The organism is Parvibaculum lavamentivorans DS-1, assembly GCF_000017565.1.
GTDB classification, from domain to species: domain Bacteria; phylum Pseudomonadota; class Alphaproteobacteria; order Parvibaculales; family Parvibaculaceae; genus Parvibaculum; species Parvibaculum lavamentivorans.
Genome location: NC_009719.1, coordinates 1,216,143 through 1,240,189, shown reverse-complemented (window position 1 = coordinate 1,240,189; position 24,047 = coordinate 1,216,143). Strand labels below are relative to the sequence as shown.

General features: G+C 60.3%; 21 protein-coding genes. 10 read left to right on the top strand and 11 right to left on the bottom strand.

What is annotated here, in order from left to right:
- Positions 1–14 precede the first annotated feature (14 nt).
- The 3 genes from PLAV_RS05730 to PLAV_RS19955 all read right to left on the bottom strand — a co-directional run bounded on the left by PLAV_RS05730 (position 15) and on the right by PLAV_RS19955 (position 3,516).
- A complete protein-coding gene (locus tag PLAV_RS05730; protein WP_012110006.1) occupies positions 15–1,892 on the bottom strand; it encodes an amidohydrolase in 1,878 nt (625 codons plus the stop codon).
- A 17-nt stretch (positions 1,893–1,909) separates the two neighbouring features.
- Complete coding sequence (locus PLAV_RS05725) at positions 1,910–2,716, bottom strand: enoyl-CoA hydratase/isomerase family protein (RefSeq protein ID WP_012110005.1); 807 nt, start codon at positions 2,714–2,716, stop codon at positions 1,910–1,912.
- A gap of 155 nt (positions 2,717–2,871) precedes the next feature.
- On the bottom strand, positions 2,872–3,516 hold the full coding sequence (locus PLAV_RS19955) for a glycine zipper 2TM domain-containing protein (protein WP_202944007.1): 645 nt from the start codon (positions 3,514–3,516) through the stop codon (positions 2,872–2,874).
- Between the two features lie 72 nt (positions 3,517–3,588).
- On the opposite strand from PLAV_RS19955, the gene PLAV_RS18780 reads away from it, so the two are divergent.
- The 4 genes from PLAV_RS18780 to PLAV_RS18775 all read left to right on the top strand — a co-directional run bounded on the left by PLAV_RS18780 (position 3,589) and on the right by PLAV_RS18775 (position 8,179).
- On the top strand, positions 3,589–4,245 hold the full coding sequence (locus PLAV_RS18780; protein ID WP_143710172.1) for a hypothetical protein: 657 nt from the start codon (positions 3,589–3,591) through the stop codon (positions 4,243–4,245).
- Positions 4,246–4,357: 112 nt separating this feature from the next.
- Positions 4,358–5,599, top strand: a complete 1,242-nt coding sequence (locus PLAV_RS05710; RefSeq protein WP_202944006.1) for a Glu/Leu/Phe/Val family dehydrogenase — start codon at positions 4,358–4,360, stop codon at positions 5,597–5,599.
- A gap of 118 nt (positions 5,600–5,717) precedes the next feature.
- Entirely contained in the window at positions 5,718–6,524 is an 807-nt protein-coding gene (locus tag PLAV_RS05705) for an undecaprenyl-diphosphate phosphatase (RefSeq protein WP_012110000.1), read from the top strand.
- 146 nt (positions 6,525–6,670) lie between these two features.
- Positions 6,671–8,179 (top strand): sensor histidine kinase, encoded by a 1,509-nt coding sequence (locus tag PLAV_RS18775; RefSeq protein ID WP_012109998.1) that lies wholly within the window; start codon positions 6,671–6,673, stop codon positions 8,177–8,179.
- A 7-nt stretch (positions 8,180–8,186) separates the two neighbouring features.
- Here the strand turns inward: PLAV_RS18775 and PLAV_RS05695 are convergent, their stop codons facing one another.
- Positions 8,187–9,596, bottom strand: a complete 1,410-nt coding sequence (locus tag PLAV_RS05695) for a hypothetical protein (protein WP_012109996.1) — start codon at positions 9,594–9,596, stop codon at positions 8,187–8,189.
- A gap of 164 nt (positions 9,597–9,760) precedes the next feature.
- Positions 9,761–12,058, bottom strand: a complete 2,298-nt coding sequence (locus tag PLAV_RS05690; RefSeq protein WP_012109995.1) for an efflux RND transporter permease subunit — start codon at positions 12,056–12,058, stop codon at positions 9,761–9,763.
- Positions 12,059–12,311: 253 nt separating this feature from the next.
- On the opposite strand from PLAV_RS05690, the gene PLAV_RS05685 reads away from it, so the two are divergent.
- Together PLAV_RS05685 and PLAV_RS05680 are read left to right on the top strand one after the other, a co-directional pair.
- On the top strand, positions 12,312–13,619 hold the full coding sequence (locus PLAV_RS05685; RefSeq protein ID WP_012109994.1) for a methyltransferase domain-containing protein: 1,308 nt from the start codon (positions 12,312–12,314) through the stop codon (positions 13,617–13,619).
- Positions 13,612–13,824 carry a hypothetical protein gene (locus tag PLAV_RS05680; RefSeq protein WP_041535869.1) on the top strand — a complete coding sequence of 71 codons (213 nt, stop codon included), beginning with the start codon at positions 13,612–13,614 and terminating at the stop codon, positions 13,822–13,824. The genes PLAV_RS05685 and PLAV_RS05680 overlap by 8 nt, the downstream gene beginning before the upstream one ends.
- Before the next feature lie 7 nt (positions 13,825–13,831).
- Here the strand turns inward: PLAV_RS05680 and PLAV_RS05675 are convergent, their stop codons facing one another.
- From PLAV_RS05675 to PLAV_RS05660, 4 genes are all read right to left on the bottom strand, one after another.
- On the bottom strand, positions 13,832–14,698 hold the full coding sequence (locus PLAV_RS05675; protein ID WP_049767854.1) for a CDP-alcohol phosphatidyltransferase family protein: 867 nt from the start codon (positions 14,696–14,698) through the stop codon (positions 13,832–13,834).
- A 47-nt stretch (positions 14,699–14,745) separates the two neighbouring features.
- Positions 14,746–15,471 (bottom strand): phosphatidylserine decarboxylase, encoded by a 726-nt coding sequence (locus PLAV_RS05670; protein ID WP_281032321.1) that lies wholly within the window; start codon positions 15,469–15,471, stop codon positions 14,746–14,748.
- Positions 15,472–15,494: 23 nt separating this feature from the next.
- The gene (locus PLAV_RS05665; protein ID WP_012109991.1) at positions 15,495–17,435 is read right to left on the bottom strand and encodes an ABCB family ABC transporter ATP-binding protein/permease; all 1,941 of its coding nucleotides are present in this window, start codon (positions 17,433–17,435) and stop codon (positions 15,495–15,497) included.
- 138 nt (positions 17,436–17,573) lie between these two features.
- Entirely contained in the window at positions 17,574–18,542 is a 969-nt protein-coding gene (locus PLAV_RS05660) for a LysM peptidoglycan-binding domain-containing protein (protein ID WP_012109990.1), read from the bottom strand.
- Between the two features lie 132 nt (positions 18,543–18,674).
- On the opposite strand from PLAV_RS05660, the gene PLAV_RS05655 reads away from it, so the two are divergent.
- Positions 18,675–19,223, top strand: coding sequence for an LOG family protein (locus PLAV_RS05655; protein ID WP_012109989.1), 549 nt, complete (start codon positions 18,675–18,677; stop codon positions 19,221–19,223).
- Positions 19,224–19,278: 55 nt separating this feature from the next.
- On the opposite strand, the gene rarD is transcribed toward PLAV_RS05655, so the two are convergent.
- Positions 19,279–20,220: an EamA family transporter RarD gene (gene rarD / locus PLAV_RS05650; RefSeq protein WP_012109988.1), complete on the bottom strand. Its 942-nt coding sequence runs from the start codon at positions 20,218–20,220 to the stop codon at positions 19,279–19,281.
- A 405-nt stretch (positions 20,221–20,625) separates the two neighbouring features.
- On the opposite strand from rarD, the gene PLAV_RS05645 reads away from it, so the two are divergent.
- Positions 20,626–21,297: a hypothetical protein gene (locus PLAV_RS05645; RefSeq protein WP_012109986.1), complete on the top strand. Its 672-nt coding sequence runs from the start codon at positions 20,626–20,628 to the stop codon at positions 21,295–21,297.
- A gap of 85 nt (positions 21,298–21,382) precedes the next feature.
- On the opposite strand, the gene PLAV_RS05640 is transcribed toward PLAV_RS05645, so the two are convergent.
- Positions 21,383–22,357 (bottom strand): AraC family transcriptional regulator, encoded by a 975-nt coding sequence (locus PLAV_RS05640; protein ID WP_012109985.1) that lies wholly within the window; start codon positions 22,355–22,357, stop codon positions 21,383–21,385.
- A gap of 166 nt (positions 22,358–22,523) precedes the next feature.
- Here PLAV_RS05640 and PLAV_RS05635 point away from each other — a divergent pair, with 166 nt between their 5' ends.
- Together PLAV_RS05635 and PLAV_RS05630 are read left to right on the top strand one after the other, a co-directional pair.
- The gene (locus PLAV_RS05635; protein ID WP_012109984.1) at positions 22,524–23,465 is read left to right on the top strand and encodes a homocysteine S-methyltransferase family protein; all 942 of its coding nucleotides are present in this window, start codon (positions 22,524–22,526) and stop codon (positions 23,463–23,465) included.
- Positions 23,466–23,524: 59 nt separating this feature from the next.
- Complete coding sequence (locus PLAV_RS05630; protein ID WP_012109983.1) at positions 23,525–24,004, top strand: anthrone oxygenase family protein; 480 nt, start codon at positions 23,525–23,527, stop codon at positions 24,002–24,004.
- The last annotated feature ends 43 nt before the right edge of the window (positions 24,005–24,047 follow it).

The window sequence follows — 24,047 nt, the reverse complement described above, 5'->3', positions numbered from 1 at the left end:
TGGACAGTTCAACTTCAGGCCGAGTAAATGGTTTCGCCACGCTTCAGCGTTTCGAGGATATGAAGATCGCGGAGATCCGATACGTCCATGGTCTCCGGATCCTGCTCCACGATAACAAGATCGGCGAGTTTGCCGATCTCGATAGAGCCTTTGATATCGTCTTCAAAATGCTGATACGCGGCGTCGAGGGTGATGCCACGCAGCGCATCATGCACGCCGATGCGCTGATCTTCACCCAAAACCTGTCCGCTGCGTGTGCGCCGGTTCGTCGCGGACCAGAGCAGCATCCGGCAATCGGATGGGACCACAGGAGAATCGTTGTGAAGCGTGTATCGCATACCGCGATCCACTGTGGAGCGCACGGGACTGATGCGCGAGGCGCGCTCACTACCGAGAACAGAATCCCGGTGCCAATCGCCCCAATAGAACGTATGGGAGACAAAGTACGAAGGCATGACGCCGAGCCGCTGCATCATGTCGAGCTGGTCTTCACGCAGCGTCTGTGCGTGGATCACAGTTGAGCGTCTGTCAGCGGGGCCGTACTTCGCCGTAGCTTTCTCGATGGCGCCAATGAACTGATCTGCCGCAGCATCGCCGTTGCAATGCGCATAGACCTGCCAGCCGCGCGCGAAAGCGTCATCAACCAGCTTCGCCGCAGTTTCGTCGTCGACGATGTGGTAGCCGCGATAATCGGCATCGAAGCCGGGTGGCACCACCTCATAAGGCTTGGTCAGCCACGCCGTCTTTGCCTGCGGGGAGCCGTCGAGCATCAACTTGATGCCGCCGATCTTGAAACCGTTATAGTCTTCCTTCAGCGCGATATTGCCTTTCGCCAGATCTTCGATATGGGTGAAGAAGGGATAGGCGACGATATCTATCTTCAAACGGTCGCGTTCGGCGGCGAGCGTCAGCAGGTCGAAATCGGGGCGGCGCGTTGCACCATCCTGGGCGGTGGTAATCCCCCAGGCGGCATATTGCTCCTGTACGCGATCCAGAAGATCGAGAAGTTCTTCCTTCGATGCTTGAGGCAGGCGCGGCATGGCAAGGGTGATGGCACCCTCCTCGAGAATGCCATTCGGTTCATTCGTGCCCGGCCAACGGCGTATGACGCCGCCGGGAGGGTTCGGCGTATCGGCCGTGATGCCAAGGAGCGACAGCGCGTATGAATTTACCACAGCGACATGGAGAGAGGCATGGTAGGCGAGGATCGGCTGCTCCGTCGAAACTTCATCGAGGTCGGCGCAGGTAATGGCGCGCTTTTCGACAAGGAGAGAGTCGTCGTAGTTCGCACCGAGAAGCCAGCCGCCTCGGCCGCCGCCGGTCTTTTCGCGGTATTTGGCCAACTCGCTTTTGATGTCGGCGATGGAGCGGATGGGACCTGCCGGTTCCGGTGCGAGGTTCTGGAAGCCCATGAGCAATGCCGTCATGGAGACATGGCCGTGGCAGTCGATGAAGCCCGGCAACATGGTCTTGCCCGCTAGATCAACGATGTTTGCGCCAATGCCGGCACGTGCCTTAACCTCGGCTTCGCTGCCGACGGCGACGATACGGCCACCTGTGACGGCAACCGCTTCCGCGAGTGGCTGTGCGCGATTCATGGTCCTTATCGTGCCGCCGCGATAGATAGTCGCGCCAGAGAGACCGGCGCGGATGCGGCGTGTTTCACCAGAAGCGATATGCGGGGCAGCGAAGGCAAGCGCGGCAACACCGGCGGCGGAAGCGTCGGCGCGAGAACCAGTGACCGCAGCCAGTGCGGCAGCGGTGAGCGCCGCGCCCGCGCCGAAGAACCCCCTGCGGCTGAGACCTGGCTGGGGAAGCCTGTAGGCATCCCAGATGTAAGGCGAACAGCAAGGACAACCGCTGCGATGGGATTTTGGATGATCGTACGACATCTGAATTCTTCTCTGTTTCAACGGCCGGTAAAATTCGGCGAACGTTTTTCAAGAAAGGCCGTCACTGCCTCGCGATGGTCTTCGCTCGTCGCCGTCAGCGCGAACTGGTCGGCATCCATGTAGGTGGAAACGGCATTGAGCGCGGTCGCGGCCTGCGTGATACCGCGCTTCGCCATGCGAACGGAAACGGGCGGCAGCGCGGCTACCTTGTCCGCCCAGCGCCGGGCGGCGGCCAGTGCCTCGCCGTCAGCGCAGACTTCGTCGGCGAGGCCCCATGCTTCCGCCTGTTCCGCCGTGACGCGTTCGCCGAAGATCGTAAGCTGTTTGGCGCGGGAGGGGCCAATGAGGTTCACGAGGCGGGGCTGAGTGTGCCAGCTCATGTTCATGCCGAGCGGAATTTCCGGAAGCCTGAAATGTGCGCCTCGCGCAACAATCCTGAAGTCGCAGGCGGCGGCAAGCGCGACGCCACCGCCGATGCAGAAACTCTCGATGGCAGCGATCGTCACCTGGTCGACCGCCTCCCATGCATCGCACATGTCAGGGCCCGCGCGCAGCATCTCGCGGCGTTCGAGCAGAGAGACCGTTGCGCGCTTGGCCATTTCCGGGTCGGTCAGGTCAGCGCCGCCGGTAAAGGCGCGGCCACCTGCCAGCACAATGGCACTGGTCGTGACGTCATCACGGAGCAGGCGGGCCGTGGCACCGAGGTCCCGCAGAAGCTGAACTGACAGCGCATTGACGCGGTCGCCCCTGTCAAAACGGACGACTGCTACGCGGCCCTGCCGTTCGATGGTGATGAAATCGCCGACTTTTTCGACATTCGACATGAACGCCCCCTTTTTGGCCGTTGCAACCTCTGAGGATCGCTTGAGCCAATGATGGCGTCTGACGGGCGAGCTGCCTAGCGCTTTCATAGGTGGACGGGCAAGGAAACGGGCGGCACGAAGACGCACCGCCCGCAAGGCCAAGGGAGATCAGCTCGTCAGCTGTTGACGGTCTTCCAAGCGCCGTCCGGCTGACGGCAGGCGGTGCCATAGGCCTGCTCGGTCCGGCCACCAATCGTGACGATCGTCTGATATTCGCGGCAATACTGGCCCTCATACGGCTCGTAAGTACGCATGGGCGTTACCTCATAGCCATAGCCATAGCCATTGCCCGGATCTGTCCAGTAGACGGATTGGTTGGAGGGAACATATTCCAGCACGTCGCCGACACAGGCCTGATTGTTCGCATCGATTGCATGGCCGAGGACGCCGCCAAGCACCGCGCCAATGACCGCACCGCCAACCAGCGGACCGGCGCCCCTGCCCTGCTCGGCGCCAATAACGCCGCCAAGTACGGCGCCAATAACCGCACCGACCTTGTCGCTGTTGCAAGCCGAGCGGCGATAGCCATAGCCACCATAATTATCGTCATAGCCATAGACGGAATCGTAATAGCCGTAAGGCGCATCGTAGTAGCCCGGCATGGGTTCGATATAGACCGGCTGCGGGATCGTCACGACGTGATAAGAGTTGCGGTATATGACCACAGGACCACGATGGCTCGGACGATGCCCTTTTGCATAGTGGTGGCCATACCAGGGGCGGTCCTTGTAGACAGGCCGATAGGTCTGACGATGGTTCACTTGTTTGTAATGTGAGCCGCGATCCGGCGGGGCCTGATAACGCTGCCGGTCACGTTCATTCTGGTGGACGTGTTGCCGCTGGCGCTGCTGCTCCGCCCGTTGGCGCTGCCGCTGCTGGTGCTCCGCTTGCTGACGTTGGCGCTGCTGTTGCTCGGCTTGTTGACGTTGGCGCTGCTGTTGCTCGGCTTGTTGACGTTGGCGCTGCTGTTGCTCCGCCTGTTGGCGCTGACGCTGGTGTTGCTCGGCTTGCTGACGCTGGCGCTGTTGCTGCTCCGCCTGCTGGCGCTGACGCTGATGTTGCTCGGCTTGCTGACGCTGGCGCTGTTGCTGCTCCGCCTGCTGACGCTGCCGCTGCTGATGCTCGGCTTGCTGACGCTGGCGCTGTTGCTGCTCCGCCTGCTGGCGTTGCCGCTGCTGTTGGTCGGCTTGCTGACGCTGGTGCGGCTGTCGATCGGCGTCCCGGTGCTGAGGCTGAACTCGCCTTTCCTGCGTCTGCCGCTCTCTATGCTCGCGTTGCGGTTCTCTTCCCCAGCGGGCGTCCCGTCCATTATCGCCCGGGGCAGCGAAAGCCGTTGCGCTCGTTCCAAGACACAAGGCAATCGCCGTCGCGACGCCAGTGAGTTTCGTTATATGCCCATGCCGCACCATAAGGTGTCTCCATTCGCTAGACGGAAATCAGATTCCGCCGACGAAGGTCAGCCTCACACCCAGCACCTGAACGGCATCTGAACCATCTGTTAATGAGTAAGGCGCAAATGAGGCGGCCCCCACGGTTGAAATAACCGGTCTTTTCCCCTCAAATCCAAGCGCCAAAGGGGCGAGCAATCAGATGGGAACGGATGTGACACCAAGACTCTCGATGAAATCGGCTTTTGAAACCTTTCTCACAGCTGCCTGCGACCGCCTCGGCTACAGCGCCTCCATAAAGTCCCTGCTCTCTCTCGCCGCCCTCGAAATCAAGGTCGAAATTCCGATCGTGCGGGACAATGGAGAGCTCGCTATTTTCAGTGGCTACCGGGTGCAACACCAAAGCGCACGCGGCCCCTGCAAGGGGGGACTGCGTTATCACCCAGAGGTCGATATCGAGGAGGTGCGTGGGCTGGCGTCCCTTATGACGATGAAAACTGCGCTGGTGAACATTCCTCTTGGTGGCGGCAAGGGCGGTATCGACTGCGACCCGCACAAGCTTTCCCTGCGCGAACTTGAAACGCTGACACGAAAATTCGTGAAGCGCATTCATCGGGAGATCGGGCCGAACAGCGACATTATGGCGCCGGATGTGGGCACAGATGCGCGAGTGATGGGATGGATTCATAGCGAATATTCCGCGATCTACGGTCATTCGCCTGCAGCCGTAACCGGAAAACCGCTGGCACTTGGCGGATCCGTCGGCCGCGAGAAAGCAACCGGTCACGGCATAGGGATCGTCATAAAGGAATATTCCGCGCGTTACGGCACGCCGCTGAAAGGCGCGACCGTCGCCATTCAAGGTTTCGGGAATGTTGGTCTTCATGCGGCTCGCGCGGTGACCGAACTTGGAATGAAGGTCGTCGCAGTATCCGACTCTCGAAGCGCTGTGTACCGGAAAGGGGGCGTCGACATCGATGCCCTTGCCAAGCGAAAGAAGGAGCGCGGTCTTCTCTGCGAAACGAATGATCACGATGCGCTCGATCCAGCCCACTTGCTTGAAACGGAATGCGACTATCTCATTCCCGCCGCGCTGGGCAATGTCATTACGGCCGAAAACGCGCCCCATATCGCGGCGCCGGTGATCGTTGAAGGTGCAAACGGACCCGTCACCGGCGAGGCGGATCGGCTGCTCAAGGAACGTGGCATTGCCATCGTGCCCGACATTCTCGCCAGCGCGGGCGGTGTCATTGTCAGCTACTTCGAATGGGTTCAAAACCTGCAGCGGGAGGTCTGGTCGCTCGAACAAGTCGATGCTCAACTTGCCAATATTTTGGGCAAAGCGGCACGCGACGTATTCGACCATGCCGGGGAGAACAGCCTGGATTTTCGCTCGGCTGCTTTCGACATCGCCGTCAGCCGGGTAAAGGAGGCGCTGGATGCCACCGGGTTTTAGCCGCTGCGGCCAGCAATTTCAGAGCCATATTCTCCTGACATAAGATTTGTGTAACGGTCGGCGTGCTAACCTCGTTGTCGTCTCTCCCCCCAATATCCAGCTGGATTTCTCCCCCAAGATGAACGACCCCAACTTCCTGCACGCGATCATTCTCGGCATTGTCGAGGGCGTATCCGAGTTTCTGCCGATTTCATCGACGGGGCACCTCATCATCGTCGGAGAGCTTCTCGGCTTTTCAAGTGTCCCCGGAAAGGTTTTTGAGGTCGTTATCCAGCTTGGCGCCATTCTCGCAATTTGCGTACTCTATAGTGGCCGCTTGACGCGCGTGCTGCGCGATGCACCGAGGGATGCCGGCGCTCGCAATTTCATTGGTGCTATTTTCGTCGCTCTCATTCCGGCAGGACTTCTCGGCGTCCTCTATCACGACTTCATACTCGAAGTGCTGTTCACGCCCTATGTCGTATGTGCGGCTCTGATTACCGGCGGAATTGCCATTGTGGTGGTCGAACGGCTCCATCTCGAGCCTCGTATTACGTCCGTCGAAGCCTTTTCCATGAGGACGGCATTGAAGATCGGTCTGTTTCAGTGCATAGCGCTGGTCCCCGGCGTATCGAGGTCAGGAGCGACTATTCTAGGCGCGCTTCTTGTGGGTGTTGAAAGGAAGACGGCGGCTGAGTTCTCGTTCTTTCTTGCCATCCCTGTGATGCTGGGAGCTTCCGTGGTGAGCCTGCGGGATACATGGCAACTGATCAGCATGGATGATCTGCACCTCATCGCGGCGGGCTTCATCGCCGCCTTCATATCCGCGCTACTGGTTGTGAAGTGGCTCGTCAGCTTCGTGAGCAGCCACGGTTTCACCGTGTTTGGCTGGTACCGGATTCTTTTCGGCAGCCTGCTACTGATTTATTTTTCCTTAAGCAGTTGAACCGTTTGCAATCGTATCTTACCCGGCGAACGGCGCAGTCCTGCGGAAAAAATCGCAGCTAATCCGCACTTAACCAAGCATTATAGGTTTAAACGCTAGCCTGAACGCTCTACGCCCAAAGTAGTTCTTCGGACGTTCGGTTACACATGGCGGAAGTGAAATATCTGGCCGAAGGTTCGAGCGGGCCTGAGCGGCATGGGAGCGGAGCGCGCACTGCACGGCACGATTCCGTCGATCATGTATCGGCCGAGCTATCGACCGATTATGCACTCGATCCGATAACCTTGCGGTTTCGCCAGGCGGATGTCGAGCATCGGTACAATGTTCAGAATTACGAGCGTCATATCGGGTTGACGCGTCTTTCGATTGCGCTCGGCGCCGTGATTTTCGCGCTGTACGCTGTTTTCGATCCCTACATCATTCCGGAAGTCGCCACCGAGGCGTGGGCAATCCGCATTGGAATTGCCTGTCCGTTATTGCTCGCCATCGTCGCCATTTCCTATCTGCCCGGCTTTTCGTACCGGCATCAGGCCTTGTTGTCGCTGGCAATGGCCATTCCTGCTCTTGCCGTCGTTGCCATGATTGCGATCGCGGCCGCGCCGGGCAATTACCTCTACTACGCCGGCGTTCTCATCATTCTCAGCTATGTGAACTGCCTCTGGCGGCTACGCTACTACTACTCGATCCTGATGTCGGTTCTGGCGTGTGCCGCATATGAATATGCGGTTCTGTTCGTCAATCCCATTCCGACAAACATGCTTATCAACAATAACGTCTTTCTGATTTTCGGCGTGGGTGTCAGCATGTTTGTGAACTACGTGCAGGAGTATCATCTGCGCCGGAGCTTCATCGACAATGAGAAGCTGCGCTCTGAACAACGGCGTTCGGAGCGGCTCCTGAGCCGTTCGGAAGCCGCCAACCGTGCCAAGAACGACTTCCTCGCCATCATGAGCCATGAGTTGCGCACGCCACTCAACGCCATCATCGGCTTTTCCGAAATCATCTCGAACCAGATGTTCGGACCTGTCGGACAGCCTAAATATGTCGATTATGCAGCTGACATCCGGTCGAGCGGTGCCCATCTTCTGAGTATCATCAACGACATCCTCGATATCTCGAAGGCCGAAGCGGGAAAGCTGCAACTGGAAGAAGAGCCGATCGACCCGGTCGAAGCGCTGAACAGCACAATGCGCATGTTCCGCCAACGGGCATCCGAGCTGGGTGTCGAGCTCAGCTTCCGCGTGCGCGACGATATCCCGTGGATCATTGCCGACCCACGTCTGTTCAATCAGGTCGCGATCAACTTGACCTCAAATGCTCTGAAATTCACGCCCGAGAATGGCGAGGTGTCGGTGGAGCTTGGCTTGAATCCCGCCGGAGATATGGTGCTCGCCGTGAGGGACACCGGCATCGGCATCAAGGCAGCGGATACGACACGCATTTTCGAACCATTCGTCCAGGTCGAAGATGCGATGTCCCGGACGCAACAAGGCACCGGCCTCGGACTACCGCTCGTTCGCAAGATCATGAACCTGCATGGCGGTTCGATAGAACTCGAAAGCGTCGTGGACGAAGGCACAATAGCACGCGCCACCTTCCCGAGAAGCCGGTTCGTCGCGGCACAGCCCAACGATATTCAGTGGCAAGCGGGCTAGGCCCGCGTCACGCCGGCTTGTCCACCACCATCAGATAGATGCATTGCGTTGCATCGACCTCGACGGTCACGCTTTCCACATTGAGCCCTTCGACCAGCGCCCGCATATCTTCTTCGGTGCGATAGATAAGGCTCCAATCCGTCACGAATTCCAGCGGCCACTCACAGCTTTCCCGTCCCTTTTTCACATTGGCGAGGATCAGCTTACCGCCGGGCTTTACCTGTGCGTAGAGGTCATGCGTGAGTGCACGTGCCCGGCGCGCCGACAGATAGTCGTAAAGGCCGAGGCTGTAGATCACGTCTTGGGGCGGCAATGCCTGGAAGAGAGCTCCAGCTTTCAGAAGCTGCGCAAATGAGGCCTGAAGACACTGCACTTTCGCGCGGCCCGCATGGCGTATCACCTCCGGGTAAGCATGCTCATAGGCATGGGTCAAGGCGCGATCATCCTGATCGATCAAGGTGAAATTAACCGGGCGCGGCAGGTGGTCGATCTTCAGATAATCGTAGACCTCATAGGCCGATCCACAGCCGAGATTGGCGATATTCAGAGGCGTATCGCCAGGCTGCTCGGCAACGCGCGCGGCGATGAGCTTTTGCGTCATGCGAAGGCGTGTGCCGACGCAGGCCCCTGTTTCGATACCGATACGGTGGAGGAGCTTTTCGTAAGGCGTATTGCCGACGCGCTGCCACTCATAAACGTAGTTCATGATCTGATAATCGCCGGGATAGCCGAGTGGCTTTTCATAGCAGCGCTTCATGACGGCACCCGGCATGAAGTCCGGCGTAAGCACGCGCTCGGCATATCGCTTGTGCCGCGCGAGGATTGCCGGATTGCTCCAGACGGGAGCCAGAATATCGTTTCCGCGATACCAGAGCTCTTTCCATTGCGGAACGATACGATCTTCGCAGGCGATCAGCGCTTCCAGCAGAAGTTTTTCGCGTTCGGCGCCGGTTGCCGTGAGCCGGGCTTCGTAATTTTCAAGGACGGATTTGTATGACCGGAAGGTGTTCACGATCTCGGTGCAGAGCTGCAGAAACTCGGGCAATATGCCCTCGGACGTAGCGAAGGCGGGATCCGCGAGCGCATTGGCGAGCACCAGATTGTCGTGGGTGCTTACGATGTTCGGAATGTCCAGGTAGCCGGAAGTGAACTCCACTCCTACGACGGCCCGAAGCCCTTGCGTCTCGACACGCCTTACACGCCCAGCCCCGCCGAAAAGCCGCGCGTTCCCGACACGGAACTCCAGCGGAATCTCCGAGCCGATCCGCTCATCCCAGCCTTCCAGACGGGAACTCTGGACCGCAATCCCGGTCATGCTCAGGTTTTTGAGCGATGTCTGCTCATTTTCAATGAAAACCGCCGGAATCTCTTCACGGAAGAGCTGTTCCGGCCGGAATCGTTCGGCCCGATAAAACATTCGGCGCCCCTGAGCGCCTGTCAGCTGCTCGTAGGTTCGGATCACTGGCCCCACCCCATTTTACGCACACAACACACAGCCCTAAAGAATCATATGCTTTAACGAATTACAAACACTAACAATTAGTTAACGGGCGATTTTACAAAGATTCCACAACCGTGAATCTATGATAGACGACGCGCAGCCTTCCTTGCCCGGCTGTTTTCCATAATCCTCATCACCGGTGGAAGCATCAACCAGTCGATGAAGAGGTTGGACAAGATGACAAGAGCCGTCATCGCACCGAGCGAACGGTTCACCTCAAAGCCCGAAAATACCAGTGTGCCAAAGCCGACAGCCAGGGAAGCGGTGATGACCAGCATGGCGATGCCCACCGTGGCGAAGACGTGATTAATGGACTCTTCCGGTGAAAGTCCGTCTTTCCGCGCGCGCTGATACATCAACAGAAAATAGATCGTGTCATCCACCACCAGACCGATTGTCATGGCGGTGACGACCGAGGCCGCGAGCCCTATGTCCTGATACAAGAGCCCCCAGAGACCGAAGCCGACAAGCGACGGCAACATGTTCAGCAGGATGCTCAGCGCGCCATAAACAGTACTGCGAAGCGCCACGCCGACGACCACCGCAATCAGCACGACGGATACGAGCGTCGCCAGCATCATGGAGCGGATATTTACCCCGGAGAGATTGGCGAAGAGAACGTTGAGGCCAATGCCCCGTGTTTGCATTTCCGGAGGCGCATTCTCTTTCAGCCATGACGTCGCTCCGTCGTTGAACTCGCGGATCTGCGTTGACGTCATATGGCGCAGGATAACCGTAACCCGGCTCGACGACCGGCTTACGTTAACCTGATCGTTTAGCGACATGCCAAAGGGAAGCGACAGCTCGTAGAGCAGGAAATACTGCGCGATGGTTTCCCTGTCCTCCGGAACCGCCTCGACAGGCTCGCGCCCCGCATTCATCGCCTCATGCACGCGGGCAGTAACGTCGGAGATGGCGGCCACGCTGACGACGCCGGGCTGCTCCCGCAGCCAGGCCTCGAACGCCGCAAGCCGCGCCTGATATGCCGGCTCGAAGACGCCGCCTTCCGTTCCCGCCCCGACGTCGAACTCAACGATGTTGAGGCCAGTCAGCCGTTCCTCGGCAAAATCGGAGTCCTGCCGATATTCGAAACGCTGATCGAAATATCGTGCAAAATCGTCGTCGAGCCGAATGTTGCCCAACCACACCGCGCAGGCGAGGACGATCATGCTGCAAAGAAAAAACAGCTGCTTGTAGTAGCGGTTCACGAAGTGACCGAGCAGGATCATTACCCGCTCGGAGCGCTGCACCGCCGGACGAAGCGGCATCAGCGAAAGAATGGCGGGCAGCCAGGTAAAGGTGAAGAGATACGCGAACAGGATGCCGACAACCACTATGTTACCCTGCTCGCGCAGTGGCGGCGCATCGGCAAGGTTCATCGCAAGGAAGCCGATCATCGTGGTCGCATTGGTAAGCGTTACCGGCCAGAGATTGATCGAGATCGCCTCTGCAATCGCTTCATTGCGCGACAGACCTCTACCAAGAGCGCCCATGGCTGTCGTCACGATACGGACGGCTGCCGCCATATTTACGGTCATGATGATGACAGGACAGGCGACTGTCGCCGTGTTGATCTCGTAGCCGTACCAGCCAGCGGCACCCATCGCGGCGGCACTTGATAGTCCGAGCAGCGATAGAATGCCTATGCTCGGAAGCACCGCGCGCACGAAGGCAAACATCACAAGCGAAGTTACCAGGAGGCTGATGGGGATGAGCACCATCACGTCGTTCATGGCCGCTTCGGAAAAGGTGCCCATCAGCATAACGTTGCCGGTCAGCTTCACCTCTATACCGGGATAATCCGCTTCGAAATCTTTCGCGAGAGCGCGAGCAGCCGCAATGATTTCGCGCACCTCGGCTGACGCTTCGCCCGGCAGGTTGAAATTGACGACGATGCCAGCCGCCTTTCCGTCTTCCGCCATCAGGCGATTGCGGATCAGCGGGTCATCAATCGCTATGCGGCCGATTTCCTGCGCTTCGGCAAGGCTCACATTGGCGGGGTCCGGCACCAGGTCGGCGACGGAGAAACTGTCCGCATCCGACTGGACATGGGGGAAATTTGTAAGCCCGTCGACGCGGGTCGAATGGGGCAGTCGCCATGCGCGCGCAACAAGATCGCCCATGGCGGCGAGCGTGTCAGGCTCCGCTATATCGCGACCTCCGGCCCAGACGACCATGAGCAAATCGTTGTTCTGGCCGTATTTGGCTTCAAAGCCACGCAAGGTCGCGATGTCCTGCCCCGCCGGGTTGAAGAAAACCCGCGTGTCATAGGACAGCTTGAACTGAAAGACGCCGAGGGCCGCCGCAATGCAGACCGCCAGACACAATGCAATGGTCGTGCGGGGAAACCGCAAGGCCGGATTTTTTGACTTACGCATGAAACAGCGCCGCCCCACCCCTATAAATTCGATCCAGCGCGGAGGTAACTTGCGGGATTCCGGTCCGAAATGAAAGCGCGTTTACCGCCCCTTAACCATATGTTTGACGCTCGGAAACCATGAATTAACGCGGGTCATGCCATTAAGGATGTTGGAGTGCTATTCGCGCTGAAGCCCGAAGCACGTTTATGGCGATAGAGGCGAAGTCGCTGCGCTGGAGCGCCGCTTCGTCTGGGGACCAACGGTACCGGACATGAGCAAATCGACGCTCGTCAATCTGGCAACAGTCGGCAGCGATGAACTGCAGGCGATGCCTGTTGCCGTTTTCACCGCGGGTCTCGAACAGATGTCGGCGGAGGCCATCGTCCGTTTCCGCCGTATGCGGAAGCTTAGCGCCCCCCACCGCTCCGCCCTTGAAAAATATCTCGTGGAAAATCCCAGCAAGCGTCCAGGCGGCGCAGCGGGAGCGGACTCTACCGGCGGCCGGGGCGGAAAAGGCGGAGCCGAGGAGGAGAAGGAAGCGCAGAAAAAGAAGCGCGGAGGTGAAGCCGGGTTTGGCATGGAGTTGCTGCTGCGCGTGATTGCCTGGTGGGAAGGCATGGATACCGACGACGTCGCGCGCGCGAAAGGCATCAAGCGCCGCAAGAGGAAAAAGCCCGCGCCCGCGCCACAGCAGAAAGTATCCCCCGCCGCGGCGGCCCGGCCCGCTCCTGAAGAAGAGACGCCTCCCCTTGGCCGCGTGGAGCTGATCCAGAAACTCTGGGGCGAGGGTTTCAGTCTTCCCGGGGGCGCCTCGTTTGCTCTGCGTGTGGCAGCGCCGATCACTCTTTCTTCGAGCGGGCGGTATCTCGATCTGACGCCTGGCCTGGGCGGCGGCATGCGCGCCATTGCGAAGGCCTCGGGAGCGACCATTCTCGGCATTGAGGCGGATGGCGAACTTGCCGCCGCCGCCCAGCTTCTATCGGAACAGGCGGGAATGGGGACGGTGGCGCCAGTGCGAGCGGTCGGTCCGGACGGTCTCGGGCCGGAGGATTTCGAACCCGCCGGAGGCTATGCAGCCATCTTCATGCGCGAAGCGATGTTTGCCGTCGAAGACAAGGAACGGATGCTGGATGAACTGCAACGCGCACTAAGCGATGAAGGATCTCTTGTTCTTACCGACTTTGTTCTTGCCGATGGCATCGGCATCGAAACGGAAGAAGACGAGACGATCTCCGCGTGGCGCGCTGCGGAAGGCCATGTGGCACATCCATGGACGCAAGCCGAGTATCGCGCTGCGCTGGGCGCATCAGGTTACAAATTGGAAAGAATGTCCGATCTGACCTCAGTCTATCTGCCACTTATTCAGACCGGTTGGCGGCAGCTACACGATTGCCTGCAAAACGCCAAACTTCCGCCGGAAAGCGCCACCACGTTGATGCATGAAGGTAGCGTCTGGCTTGCACGGAGCCGGGCCCTGGAACCGGGACCGCTTCGACTCGTTCATATACATGCGGTTCGTGCGCCGCTGCCGAACGGAGACGAGCACACAATCGACGAGGCCGAGTTGGCCGATGGTTGAAATTGACAAGGAAGCGGCCCGCCGCAAGGCAAGGTCGGTAGATTGGCAAATGCCGGAAACAGCGAACCAGAAGATAAGACACATCGAGCCTATACTCGACGCGTCGGGCACGCTGAGGCGCCATGTTCTCAGTGAAATGGAAGCGGCCCGGGCGAACAGCCCTGCAAAGACCACGCTCAAGAGCGTGATCGGCAACAAAGGCTGACGCCTCGCTATTCCACTTCCGAACTGTTTTCCTGCTCGGAGCGGTTTTCTCCCGCGGTGCGCTGTGCATGATGACGGTACCGGGCGATCGCTACCGGGATGGAAACAAGATAGAGCGCACATAGCGCCGTGAACGCAATCCACGGATAGCTCAGGATGACGGCGGCGCTCAGGCCGACAAGCAGCAGGATGGGCAGCACCATGTCTCGGCGGATACGCAGCCCCATGCGCTTGCCCGAGAAAGTGGGCAACTGGCTTACCATGAGGAAAGCTATCGCGAACACGTGAATGGCGATCAGAAGCGGCACTTCCTTCAGCCAGGTTACGCCGATAAAAGACAGATAGAGCGGCAACATCACGAGACCGGCTGCGGCGGGCGCGGGAACGCCGACAAAGAAATTTCCGGCCCACACAGGTTTGTCCGGATCTTCAAGGGCAACGTTGAAGCGCGCGAGGCGGAGCGCACAGCAAACCGCAAAACCGAGAACGGCTATCCAGCCGATACCGCCGATTTCTCCCAAAGACCAGAGATAGAGCACGACGACCGGTGCGACCCCGAAATTCACGAAGTCGGTAAGCGAGTCGAGTTCGGCTCCGAAGCGCGTCGAACCTTGCAACATGCGGGCGATGCGTCCATCCAGCGCATCGAAGACCGAGGCAATGATGATCGCGACGACCGCGGCCTCGAAACGCCCCTCTATTGCAAAGCGAATGGCGGTCAGGCCAGCGCAAAGGGCAAGGATGGTCAAGGCGTTCGGAATGATGGTCCGCACAGGCAATTTCGAAAAATGGCGGGCCCGGCGCGACTTCGCATTGTCGCGCGGCCGGTAACCCGGACCGGGTCGCGGTTCAAACGGCGGAATAGGACCGGCCATCTTCCTCAGCCTTTCATGTAGCTCGCAGGCAAGAGCCTGCGAAGCCATTACACTTGCGGCAAGACGGATATCGAATCCGCCAGCACGGTTTCACCGGCAATCGCCGTCTGCCCGACGGCGACGAGCGGTATGGCGCCGACCGGCAGATAGACATCGAGGCGGCTACCAAAACGAATGATGCCGAAGCGCTCACCCGCCGCGAGGTCATGCCCCTCTCTCACGTCGCAAACGATACGCCGGGCGACAAGCCCCGCGATCTGGACAACCACGATCTGCTCGCCATCGGCCCGCTCGATCAGAAGCGAGTTCCGTTCATTCGCATCGCTGGCCTTATCGAGGTCGGCATTCAGAAACAGGCCCGGTCGGTAGGCGACCCGCTTCACCGTCCCGGCGACAGGCGCGCGGTTCACATGACAGTTGAACACGTTCATGAAGATACTAACGCGCGTGCGGACCATATCGCCCAATCCCAGTTCTTCGGGCGGCGAGGCTTCCGTGATGAGGTTCACGATGCCGTCGGCCGGGCTGACCACCAGGCCTTCGCGCGTGGGGGTAACGCGGTCCGGATCGCGGAAAAAATAAAGGCACCAGAGCGTCAGAATGACGCCGATCCAGCCCAGGGGATTCCAGATCAGGAAAAGGACGATGGTGACCGCGGCGAAGATAATCGCGAAGCGGTGCCCTTCCCTGTGAATAGGCGTCAAAATCGAAGTAAGGCTGTCCATATCGGCTTTCTCGGTTTCATTCGTCGGAGATCGAAGCGCAGAAAGGATTGTAACCCGCCAGGCGGCCGGGGTTAAGCATAACCGGGATCTGCCGTCAGCGGCTCAAGTTCGGCGGCTTTCCCGGGTGCGGTTTCATCATCGGCCGGGCCGGCTTCCTGTATCGTCTCCTCGCCGGCGGCCTCGGCCTCGCGCTGGCGGTTCCACATGGCGGCATAGGCACCGCCGAGCGCCAGCAGGGCATCGTGCCGCCCCCGCTCAATGACCCGCCCTTGCTCGAGAACGAGTATCTCATCGGCGTCCACCACCGTCGAAAGGCGGTGGGCGATAATGAGCGTCGTGCGGTTTTGAGAGATGCCTTTCAGCGCCGCCTGAATTTCCTTTTCAGTATGGGTATCGAGTGCGGAAGTCGCTTCGTCGAGCAGCAGGACGGGCGGGTTCTTCAAAATGGTTCGCGCAATCGCCACGCGTTGTTTCTCGCCGCCGGAGAGCTTCAAGCCGCGCTCGCCAACGCGTGTCTCGTAGCCCCTGGGGAGACGCTCGATGAAGGGACCGATCCGCGCGAGTTCAGCGGCTTTCTCCACCTCCGCGTCGGTCGCACCGGGGCGGCCGTAGCGGATGTTATAGCGGATTGTGTCGTTGAAGAGGACGGTATCCTGCGGGACCATGCCGATGGCGGCACGCAGGGAATCCTGCGTGATCATGCGGATATCCTGCCCGTCGATCCGTACGCTGCCTCCCGAGATGTCGTAGAAGCGGAAGAGAATGCGAGCGATGGTCGACTTGCCGGCGCCGGACGGCCCGACGATCGCGAGTGTGCGGCCGGCAGGCACGCGGAAAGAGACGTCGTCCAGGATGCGGCGGTCCGGATCGTAGAAGAAGGTGACATTCTCGAAGACCAGTTCGCCGCCCTCGACCTTCAGCGGGGGCGCGCCGGGCGCGTCCTCGATCTCGGCCGGTATCTGCAGCAGATCGAACATCGTTTCCATATCGATCAAGGCCTGACGGATTTCACGGTAGACCGTGCCGAGAAGATTGAGCGGCTGATAGAGCTGGATCAGGTAGGCATTGATCATCACGAAGGAGCCGATGGTGAGGACGCCTTCCGCAATCCCCTGTGCCGCCATCAGCATGAGAATCGTCAGACCGCCGCTGAAGATCAGCGTCTGGCCTGTGTTCAGAAGCGACAGCGAGGTGGCGGTCTTGATGGCCGCGCGCTCATAGCCCGTCATCGAATGATCGAAGCGCCTTGTCTCGTGCTCTTCATTGCCGAAATATTTCACGGTTTCATAGTTGAGCAGGCTGTCGACCGCCTTGGTATTCGCCTCGGTATCGAGATCGTTCATTTCGCGCCGGAAACGCGTCCGCCACTCCGTTACCGCGAAAGTGAACGCGATGTAGAGAAGGACCGTCACGCCGGTGACGGCGGCGTAGCGAATGTCGAAGGCATAGGCGAGGATGACGCAGACAAGGCCGAGCTCGATGATCGTCGGAAAGATGTTGAACAGCGAGAAACGCAGCAGGAAATCGACACCCTTGGTGCCGCGTTCGATGACGCGCGAAAGACCGCCGGTCCGCCGTTCCAGGTGGAAACGGAGCGAGAGGGCGTGAAGATGGCGGAAGGTTTCGACAGCGAGTTCGCGGACTGCGTTCTGGCCGACCTTCGCAAAGACGGCATCGCGCAACTGCGCCAGCGCCACCATCAAAATACGGCCTACGCCATAGGCGACGATCAGCATGACGGGCACGAGAACGGCGGCGGCGGCAACCGTTTCCGGCGACAGGCGGTCAACCGCTTCCTTGTAGATGAAAGGCACATAGACGGTGATGCCCTTGGCCGCGACGAGGGCAAGCACGGCAATGACGACGCGCGCGCGCAAATCCGTTCGCCCTTCCGGCCACAGCCGGGGCAACATGGTGGCGAGCGTCCGCCAGTGATTGCGGCGCCGCGGGGGCAGCCCGCCGGTCACCGGATCGGGGCCGCCGCGCGAGGCAATTTTCATTCGTCGTGGCATGAAACGCAGGGTCTCCGGTTTCGCGATTCCGCACAAGGTGCCGATAAGGCAACGCCCCATCCGGCAGCCCGGACGGGGCGTCATTTCCTTACCTTAGATAAGCTCTATCGGCCCGGGGACAATGCGGTCTTTGGGGCTTTAGTGGCTCAAACCGGGAGTTTCGAGGACCTGACCGGGATAGATGAGGTTCGGATCGCGGATCTGGCTCCGGTTGGCCTCGTAGATGACCGTGTAGCTGAAGCCGGAGCCGTAGAGATTGTGGGCGATCGTCCAGAGATTGTTGCCCGGCTGAATGACGACCTTGCCATCGCGGAGGGCGGCGAGGACGGCGGCGGGTTCGCCGCGTTCGAAGGGCACCTCGACGCGGCCGACGACGCGGCCTTCCCCGTCGAGCTGGTCGACGCGGAGCGCATATTGCCCGGGGGCTATTTCGTTTTCGGGACGGATTTCCCAGCGGCCTGAGGCATCGGCGCTGGTTTCACCGACGAGCTCGCCGCCGAGATAGATGCGGACCCCGGCGCCGGCGTCGGCGCGACCGGAAATGATGACGTTGCCTTTTTCGTCGTAGTCCACGGTTTCGAGGACGAGGCTGCCGGCATCGGCGGGAACGCCCGGCCCCTGCAGGACGGTGCTTGCCTTGCCGGGCTCGCTGCGGACGACAAGGGCGGGTTTGCTCGTGTCTTCGGGGACGTTGACGGTGACGACCTGGAGGCTGTCCTTCACGCTGCCATCCGGATTGTTGGCGGTGAGGCGAAGCTCGATAGTGCCCGGTTTCAAAGGCTCTTCGAGGAGCGCGACCCATTCGCCGCGCTCATCCGCCGTGACCTCGGCGACGGTTTCGCCGTTCGCTTTCAACTCGACGCGGGCGCCCGGAAGCGAGCGGCCGGCGGCGAGCGCCGAGCCGTCGCGCTGGACGCGGACGATGTCGAAAGTCGGGATCGCGGGATCGGCTGCTTCTTCGGCCTCGCCTTCATCCGTGGAAGTGTCTGATTGCGTTGCTATTTCGGCGGGTGCGGGCTCCGTGCCGCCACGGAAAAAGAACCAGTAGCCGCCGACGAGAATAATGAGCGCGACCACAAAAGCGCCAACAATCGCCCCGATTTTCATCTCACGTATCCTTCCCCTGCCTCCGTCCCGAAACGGGACAGAGCACGACCAAGCCCTAGCCTATCGCGTAGCTTGCAATTACGGCACCAATGTGAAACTTCGCTGTTCGTACAGCGAGCGGAAAATTTGAAAATGAAACTCTCAAGTCTTTGTGTTTATTGCGGTTCCAGCACCGGAAAGGAACCCGCCTTCATGGAGGCGGGAGACCGGTTCGGACACATCATGGCGCAGTCGAAGGTGAAGCTGGTCTATGGCGGCGGCGGCATCGGGGTGATGGGCGCGGTGGCGCGGGCGGTGCTGGCCGGAGGCGGCCAAGTCACGGGAATCATTCCGAAATTCCTGACGGAAGTGGAAGTCGAATTCAAGGAAGTGACGGAATTGATCGTCACCGAGAGCATGCATGCGCGAAAGCAGCTGATGTTCGAGCGCAGCCAGGGCTTCGTGGCGCTGCCGGGCGGCATCGGCACGGTCGAGGAAACGATCGAGATGCTGACCTGGGCACAGCTCGGGCGGCACAGCTATCCCATTGTGATCGCGAACATAAACGGCTTCTGGGACCCGCTGATCGAACTGCTCGACCACATCATAAAAGCAGGTTTCGCACGCTCCGACATCCGCCGCATCTACTCGGTGGTGGACCGGGTGGAGGACATCATTCCGAGGGTCGAAGCGTCGCTATAAAGGGCGACCGTCACCGAACTGCAATCAAACCGTCACAATCCGTTTTCGCAATTTCTTATCCCCGGTTTTCGAGACCGGCGAGACGCCTCAACTCGCGCTCGCGACGCCACGTATCGGCGCTGAATATCCCCAGGCCGATCCAGATGAGGGCGAAGGTGGCGACCTGGGCGGGGATAAGTGGCTCGCCATAGAGGAAAACGGCGACGAAGAACTGCGTCGTCGGCGCGAGATATTGCATCAGGCCCAATGTGGCGAGGCGGATGCGCTGGGCGCCGAAGGTGAAGAGGAGGAGCGGCACGGCGGTCATCGGACCCGTCAGTACAAGGAACATCCATATGTGCCAGCCGCCATTGCCGAAGCTCGTGCCACCATGGCCGGAGAGCCACCAGAGATAGGCGAGCGCGAGCGGCAGGAGCACGGCGACCTCGACGAAGAGACCTTCGAGCGGCCCTGCCCGCGCGACTTTCCGCAGATAGCCATAGGCCGCGAATGTGATCGCGAGGTAGAGCGAAATCCAGGGCAGCGTGCCGAGCGCGACGGTGAAATAGAGAACGCCGATAAAGGCGAGCGCGACGGCGAAGATTTGCGGCCGCGACAGGCGCTCGCCGAGAAAGGCGACGCCGAGCAGCACGCTCATCAGCGGATTGATGTAATAGCCGAGGCTCGTTTCGAGGATGCGCTGCTCGTTGATCGAATAGATGAAGACGAACCAGTTGGAGCCGATGAGGAACGCGGTGCCGGCAAGCGTGAGCATGGTGCGGCGGTCGCGCAGGAGCACGATCAGTTCCGGGCCGCGCCGCAGAAGAAGAATGATGGCGAGGACGAGGACGACGCTCCACACCGAGCGATGCGCCAGAACCTCGAAGGGCGGCACCTCGACAAGCTGCTTGTAGAAAATGACGGAAACGCCCCAGAGCAGATAGCCGAGCCCCGCCGCCGCGGCGCCGAGGGCGGCTTCGCTGTGGGGAGAGGGTCTGGCTGCGGGTGTCTGCTGCATGATGCAGGTTCCCGTTCTTGAGGTGCCGGAAGGGCGGGCCAGAGCTATAGACCTGTTCGCGGAATTTTGGGAGGCGGGATTTGACCCGCTGCGCTCAATCTCTGGCCGTTTCCGGACGCGTGTTTCGCGGCGCCAGGCGGCGGTACTGCAGGAAGCAAGGCTCAGGGTGACCGGTACCGGACATCAAAGCTCCTCCAAACTCAGACGCAACACAGATTTCCGTTTTGATAATGAAATCGGCACATCATCCTGTGGATGCAGATCGTGGATCAAAGGAAGGTCGGGTTCTAGAGGCAATGAACACCCGGGGTGTTCCGATTTCTAGCAAGGGTCAATGAACACCAACATCGAAAATCAATTGCCGGAGCCCGATGCTTCCGTTGCGCTACATAGGGTAACCGTCTGATGCGTATACTCGGTGCTATTGCAGCCATCCTTGTCCTATCCGTTTTGGCTTTTGTGACTTGGTACAAGCTGACATTTCCAAGCTATACTTTTCACTACCGGCTCACCGTCCAGGTGGAAGTTGACGGGGCAATAAAGGAAGCCTCGGGTGTTATCGGGGTTTGTTGGGAAGACACGCCGGATTTGCCGGATGTACCGACTTTTCAGTTGCGCCCGTTCGGCCAAGCGTTGCTGGTGGACCTCGGAGGCCACGGTGTTCTGTTCGTGCCTCTCGGTGCAAATACAAACTATGAAGGGCTTGACCTGTCGCAGCTTCCTTTCGGTAGAGAACTCCCGCGTTCTCGCGACGTGATCGAGCGTGCTCTCAAGCTCAAAGGGCGATCGCAAGTCGGGCTGTACAATCTTCCCCAGTTCATCTGGCAGCCGCAGCTCAACGATCCGAGTTCGGCCGTGGTTGTAACGGCCGAACAATTTCCAGAAGTTATCTCACCGAATGTCCGTCTCGTTGGAGTCTGGACCGAAATCACCGACGAACCGGTTTCGACCGGTCTGGAGAATGAGGTGTCGTGGATCGGGGAGATGTACGAGCAGAGAAGAAAGCTCGTAACGGGTAACTCCCAAGATCGCCGGTTCCGCTGGAGCATTTACGCCTTGAGGAGAGACGCTCCATGAATAGCGATGCCCTATTGGCTCAGCGGATCATTTGATGAATTCAAAGTGGTTCTCGAGCCCGCAATGACAGAAGTCCGCCCGCACTTCATGGAGCGGGATCGCCCTGCCGCGTGTTTTCCTTGCGCCATGTGGCCGGGGGCGAGCCGAAGCTGCGTTTGAAGGCACGGTTGAAGGCTGCTTCGGATTCGTAGCCGGCGTCGAAGGCGATGCGGGCGACGGAGTCCGGCGTGTCGGAGAGGCGGCGGGCGGCGAGTTGCATGCGCCATTTGCCGAGATAGCGCATGGGCGGGTCGCCGACGAGGGCGGTGAAGCGGGAGGCGAAGGCGGAGCGCGAGAGGCCGACCTCGGCGGCGAGGGCATCCGTCGTCCAGGGACGGTCGAGCCGTCCGTGAAGGAGCGCGAGCGCACGGCCGATGACGGGATCGCGCAGGCCGGCGAGCCAGCCCTTCTCCCCTTCCGGGAGCGAGGCGACATGGCGATGCACCGCTTCCTCGAAAAGAAGTTCGGCAAGGCGGCCGAGCACCACGGCCGAGCGGTCGCCGCCGCCCGCGAGCGCGACGGAGGCGAAGCGGAAGGTGCTTTCGATCCATTGGCCGGTGTGATCTTCCGGGACGTCGAGACGGAGCACGGGCGGGAGGAAGGACAGAAGCGTGTCGCCCGGCGTTTCGTTGCCGAGAAAGCCGCAGACGATGCGCGTCCGCGCGCCACCGCCGCCATGGACGATGCGGGCGAGGCCGCCGTCCGGCGCAGGCAGGACGAGATCGTGGGAATGCGCGGCCGCGATGCCTGGACCGCTTGCCAGAATATGCGGATGGTTTTGCGGGAGGAGCAGGATCTCGCCGCGTCCGGCCTTCAGGTCCGGCTGCCCGTCGAGCTGGAGCAGAAGCTCGCCCTCCTCGACATAATGGTAGGCGATGAGGTTTCGCGGCACATAGCCGAAAGGAGCGCAATCCTCCGGCTCCACGCGCGACACGATGGACCAGGGCGCCGTGAACTCGGCTTCGAGAAAAATACCGCCCGTGAGACGCATCGAGCGAAGAACATCCGATAACGGGTCCATCTGCCCCACCCCAGTGAAATTCGGCGGATCGGTCAAACGATACGGCGTCTCACATATTACCGCCGGGACCGGCCGCGCGTAGATTCCGCCCGAACGCGAAAGAAGCCGCCGGCCGGAACGGACGGGGCGCGATTTCGCACGCCCCCCATATCCGAAGGATTTTATCATGACCAAATACAGAAATCGCCTGCCGCAGACGCAAGGCGGATTGTTTCTCAGCGATGGCGGAATCGAAACCACGCTGATTTTCGAGGATGGATTCGAACTCCCTTATTTCGCCGCCTTCCACCTGCTGCAGGATCAGGCGGGTACGGAGGGTTTGCGCGCCTATTTCCGCCGCCATGCGAAGATTGCGGTGGATGCGCGCACCGGCTTCATTCTCGAAAGCCCGACCTGGCGCGCGAGCCCGGACTGGGGCCAGAAGCTCGGCTATACGCTGGAGGCGCTGGATGCGGCGAACCGCGTGGCGCTGAGGCTGATGCATGAGCTGCGCGCCGAATTCGAGACGCCCTCCTCTCCCATGGTCATCAGCGGCTGTGTGGGCCCGCGCGGCGACGGCTATATCGCCGGCGAGGCGATGAGCCCGGAGGAAGCGGAGGCCTATCACGCGCGGCAAATCCGTCTTTATGCGGAGGAAGGCGCGGATATGGCGACGGCTATCACCATGACGAATGTCAACGAGGCCGTGGGCGTCACGCGCGCGGCGAAGGCGGCGGGGCTGCCTGTTGCAATCTCCTTCACGGTGGAGACGGACGGGACGCTGCCGGCCGGCGACCGGCTGGGCGACGCCATTGCGGCCGTGGACGCGGCGACGGGACGCACCCCCGCCTATTACATGATCAACTGTGCGCACCCGGACCATTTCGACGCCGTGCTGAAAGGCGAATGGGTGAAGCGGATCGGCGGCATTCGCGCCAATGCGTCGCGGTGCAGCCATGCGGAACTCAACGAGGCGGAGGAACTGGACTTCGGCAACCCGCAAGAGCTTGGCCAGCAGTATCGCGATTTGCGGGCGCGGTTTCCGCAGATCAATGTGATGGGCGGATGCTGCGGCACGGACCACCGGCATATCGAGGCGATTTCTTCGGCTTGTCTCGAGACGGCGTAGCAGAGGATTTCTGGATCGGCCATGGGGTGCCCTGTATCCTCTCACCAGGAGGTACATCCATGGCCGATTCATTCCTTCTGCTGCTGACGCTGCCGGCCGCGCTGGGGAGCGGCATTGTGGCGGGGATTTTTTACGGGTTTTCGAGTTTCATCATGAGGGCACTCGGGAAGCTCGCGCCGCATGAGGGGATTGCGGCGATGCAATCCATCAATGTGGTGGTGATCAATCCGGCATTCTTCGCGGCGTTTTTCGGGACGGCGGTGTTGTCGCTGGTGCTGGGCGGCTTTGCGTTTTTCGGCAGCGAGGTTGCGGGGGCGGCGCTGCTTGTGGCAGGCGCCCTGCTCTATCTCGTGGGCTGCATCGGCGTGACCATGGTTTTCAACGTGCCGCTGAACAACAGGCTGGCGCGGGTGAAGCCGGAGAGTGCCGAGGGGGCGGAAGTTTGGCGGCATTATCTCGTTACGTGGACGCGGTGGAGCAGTGTGCGGACGGCGGCTTCGGCGGTGGCGGCGGTGTTTTTTATTGTGGCGATGGTTTGAGCGTCAGCATCGCCGTGGTTTGACGCAAGGCCCATGGGCCCCG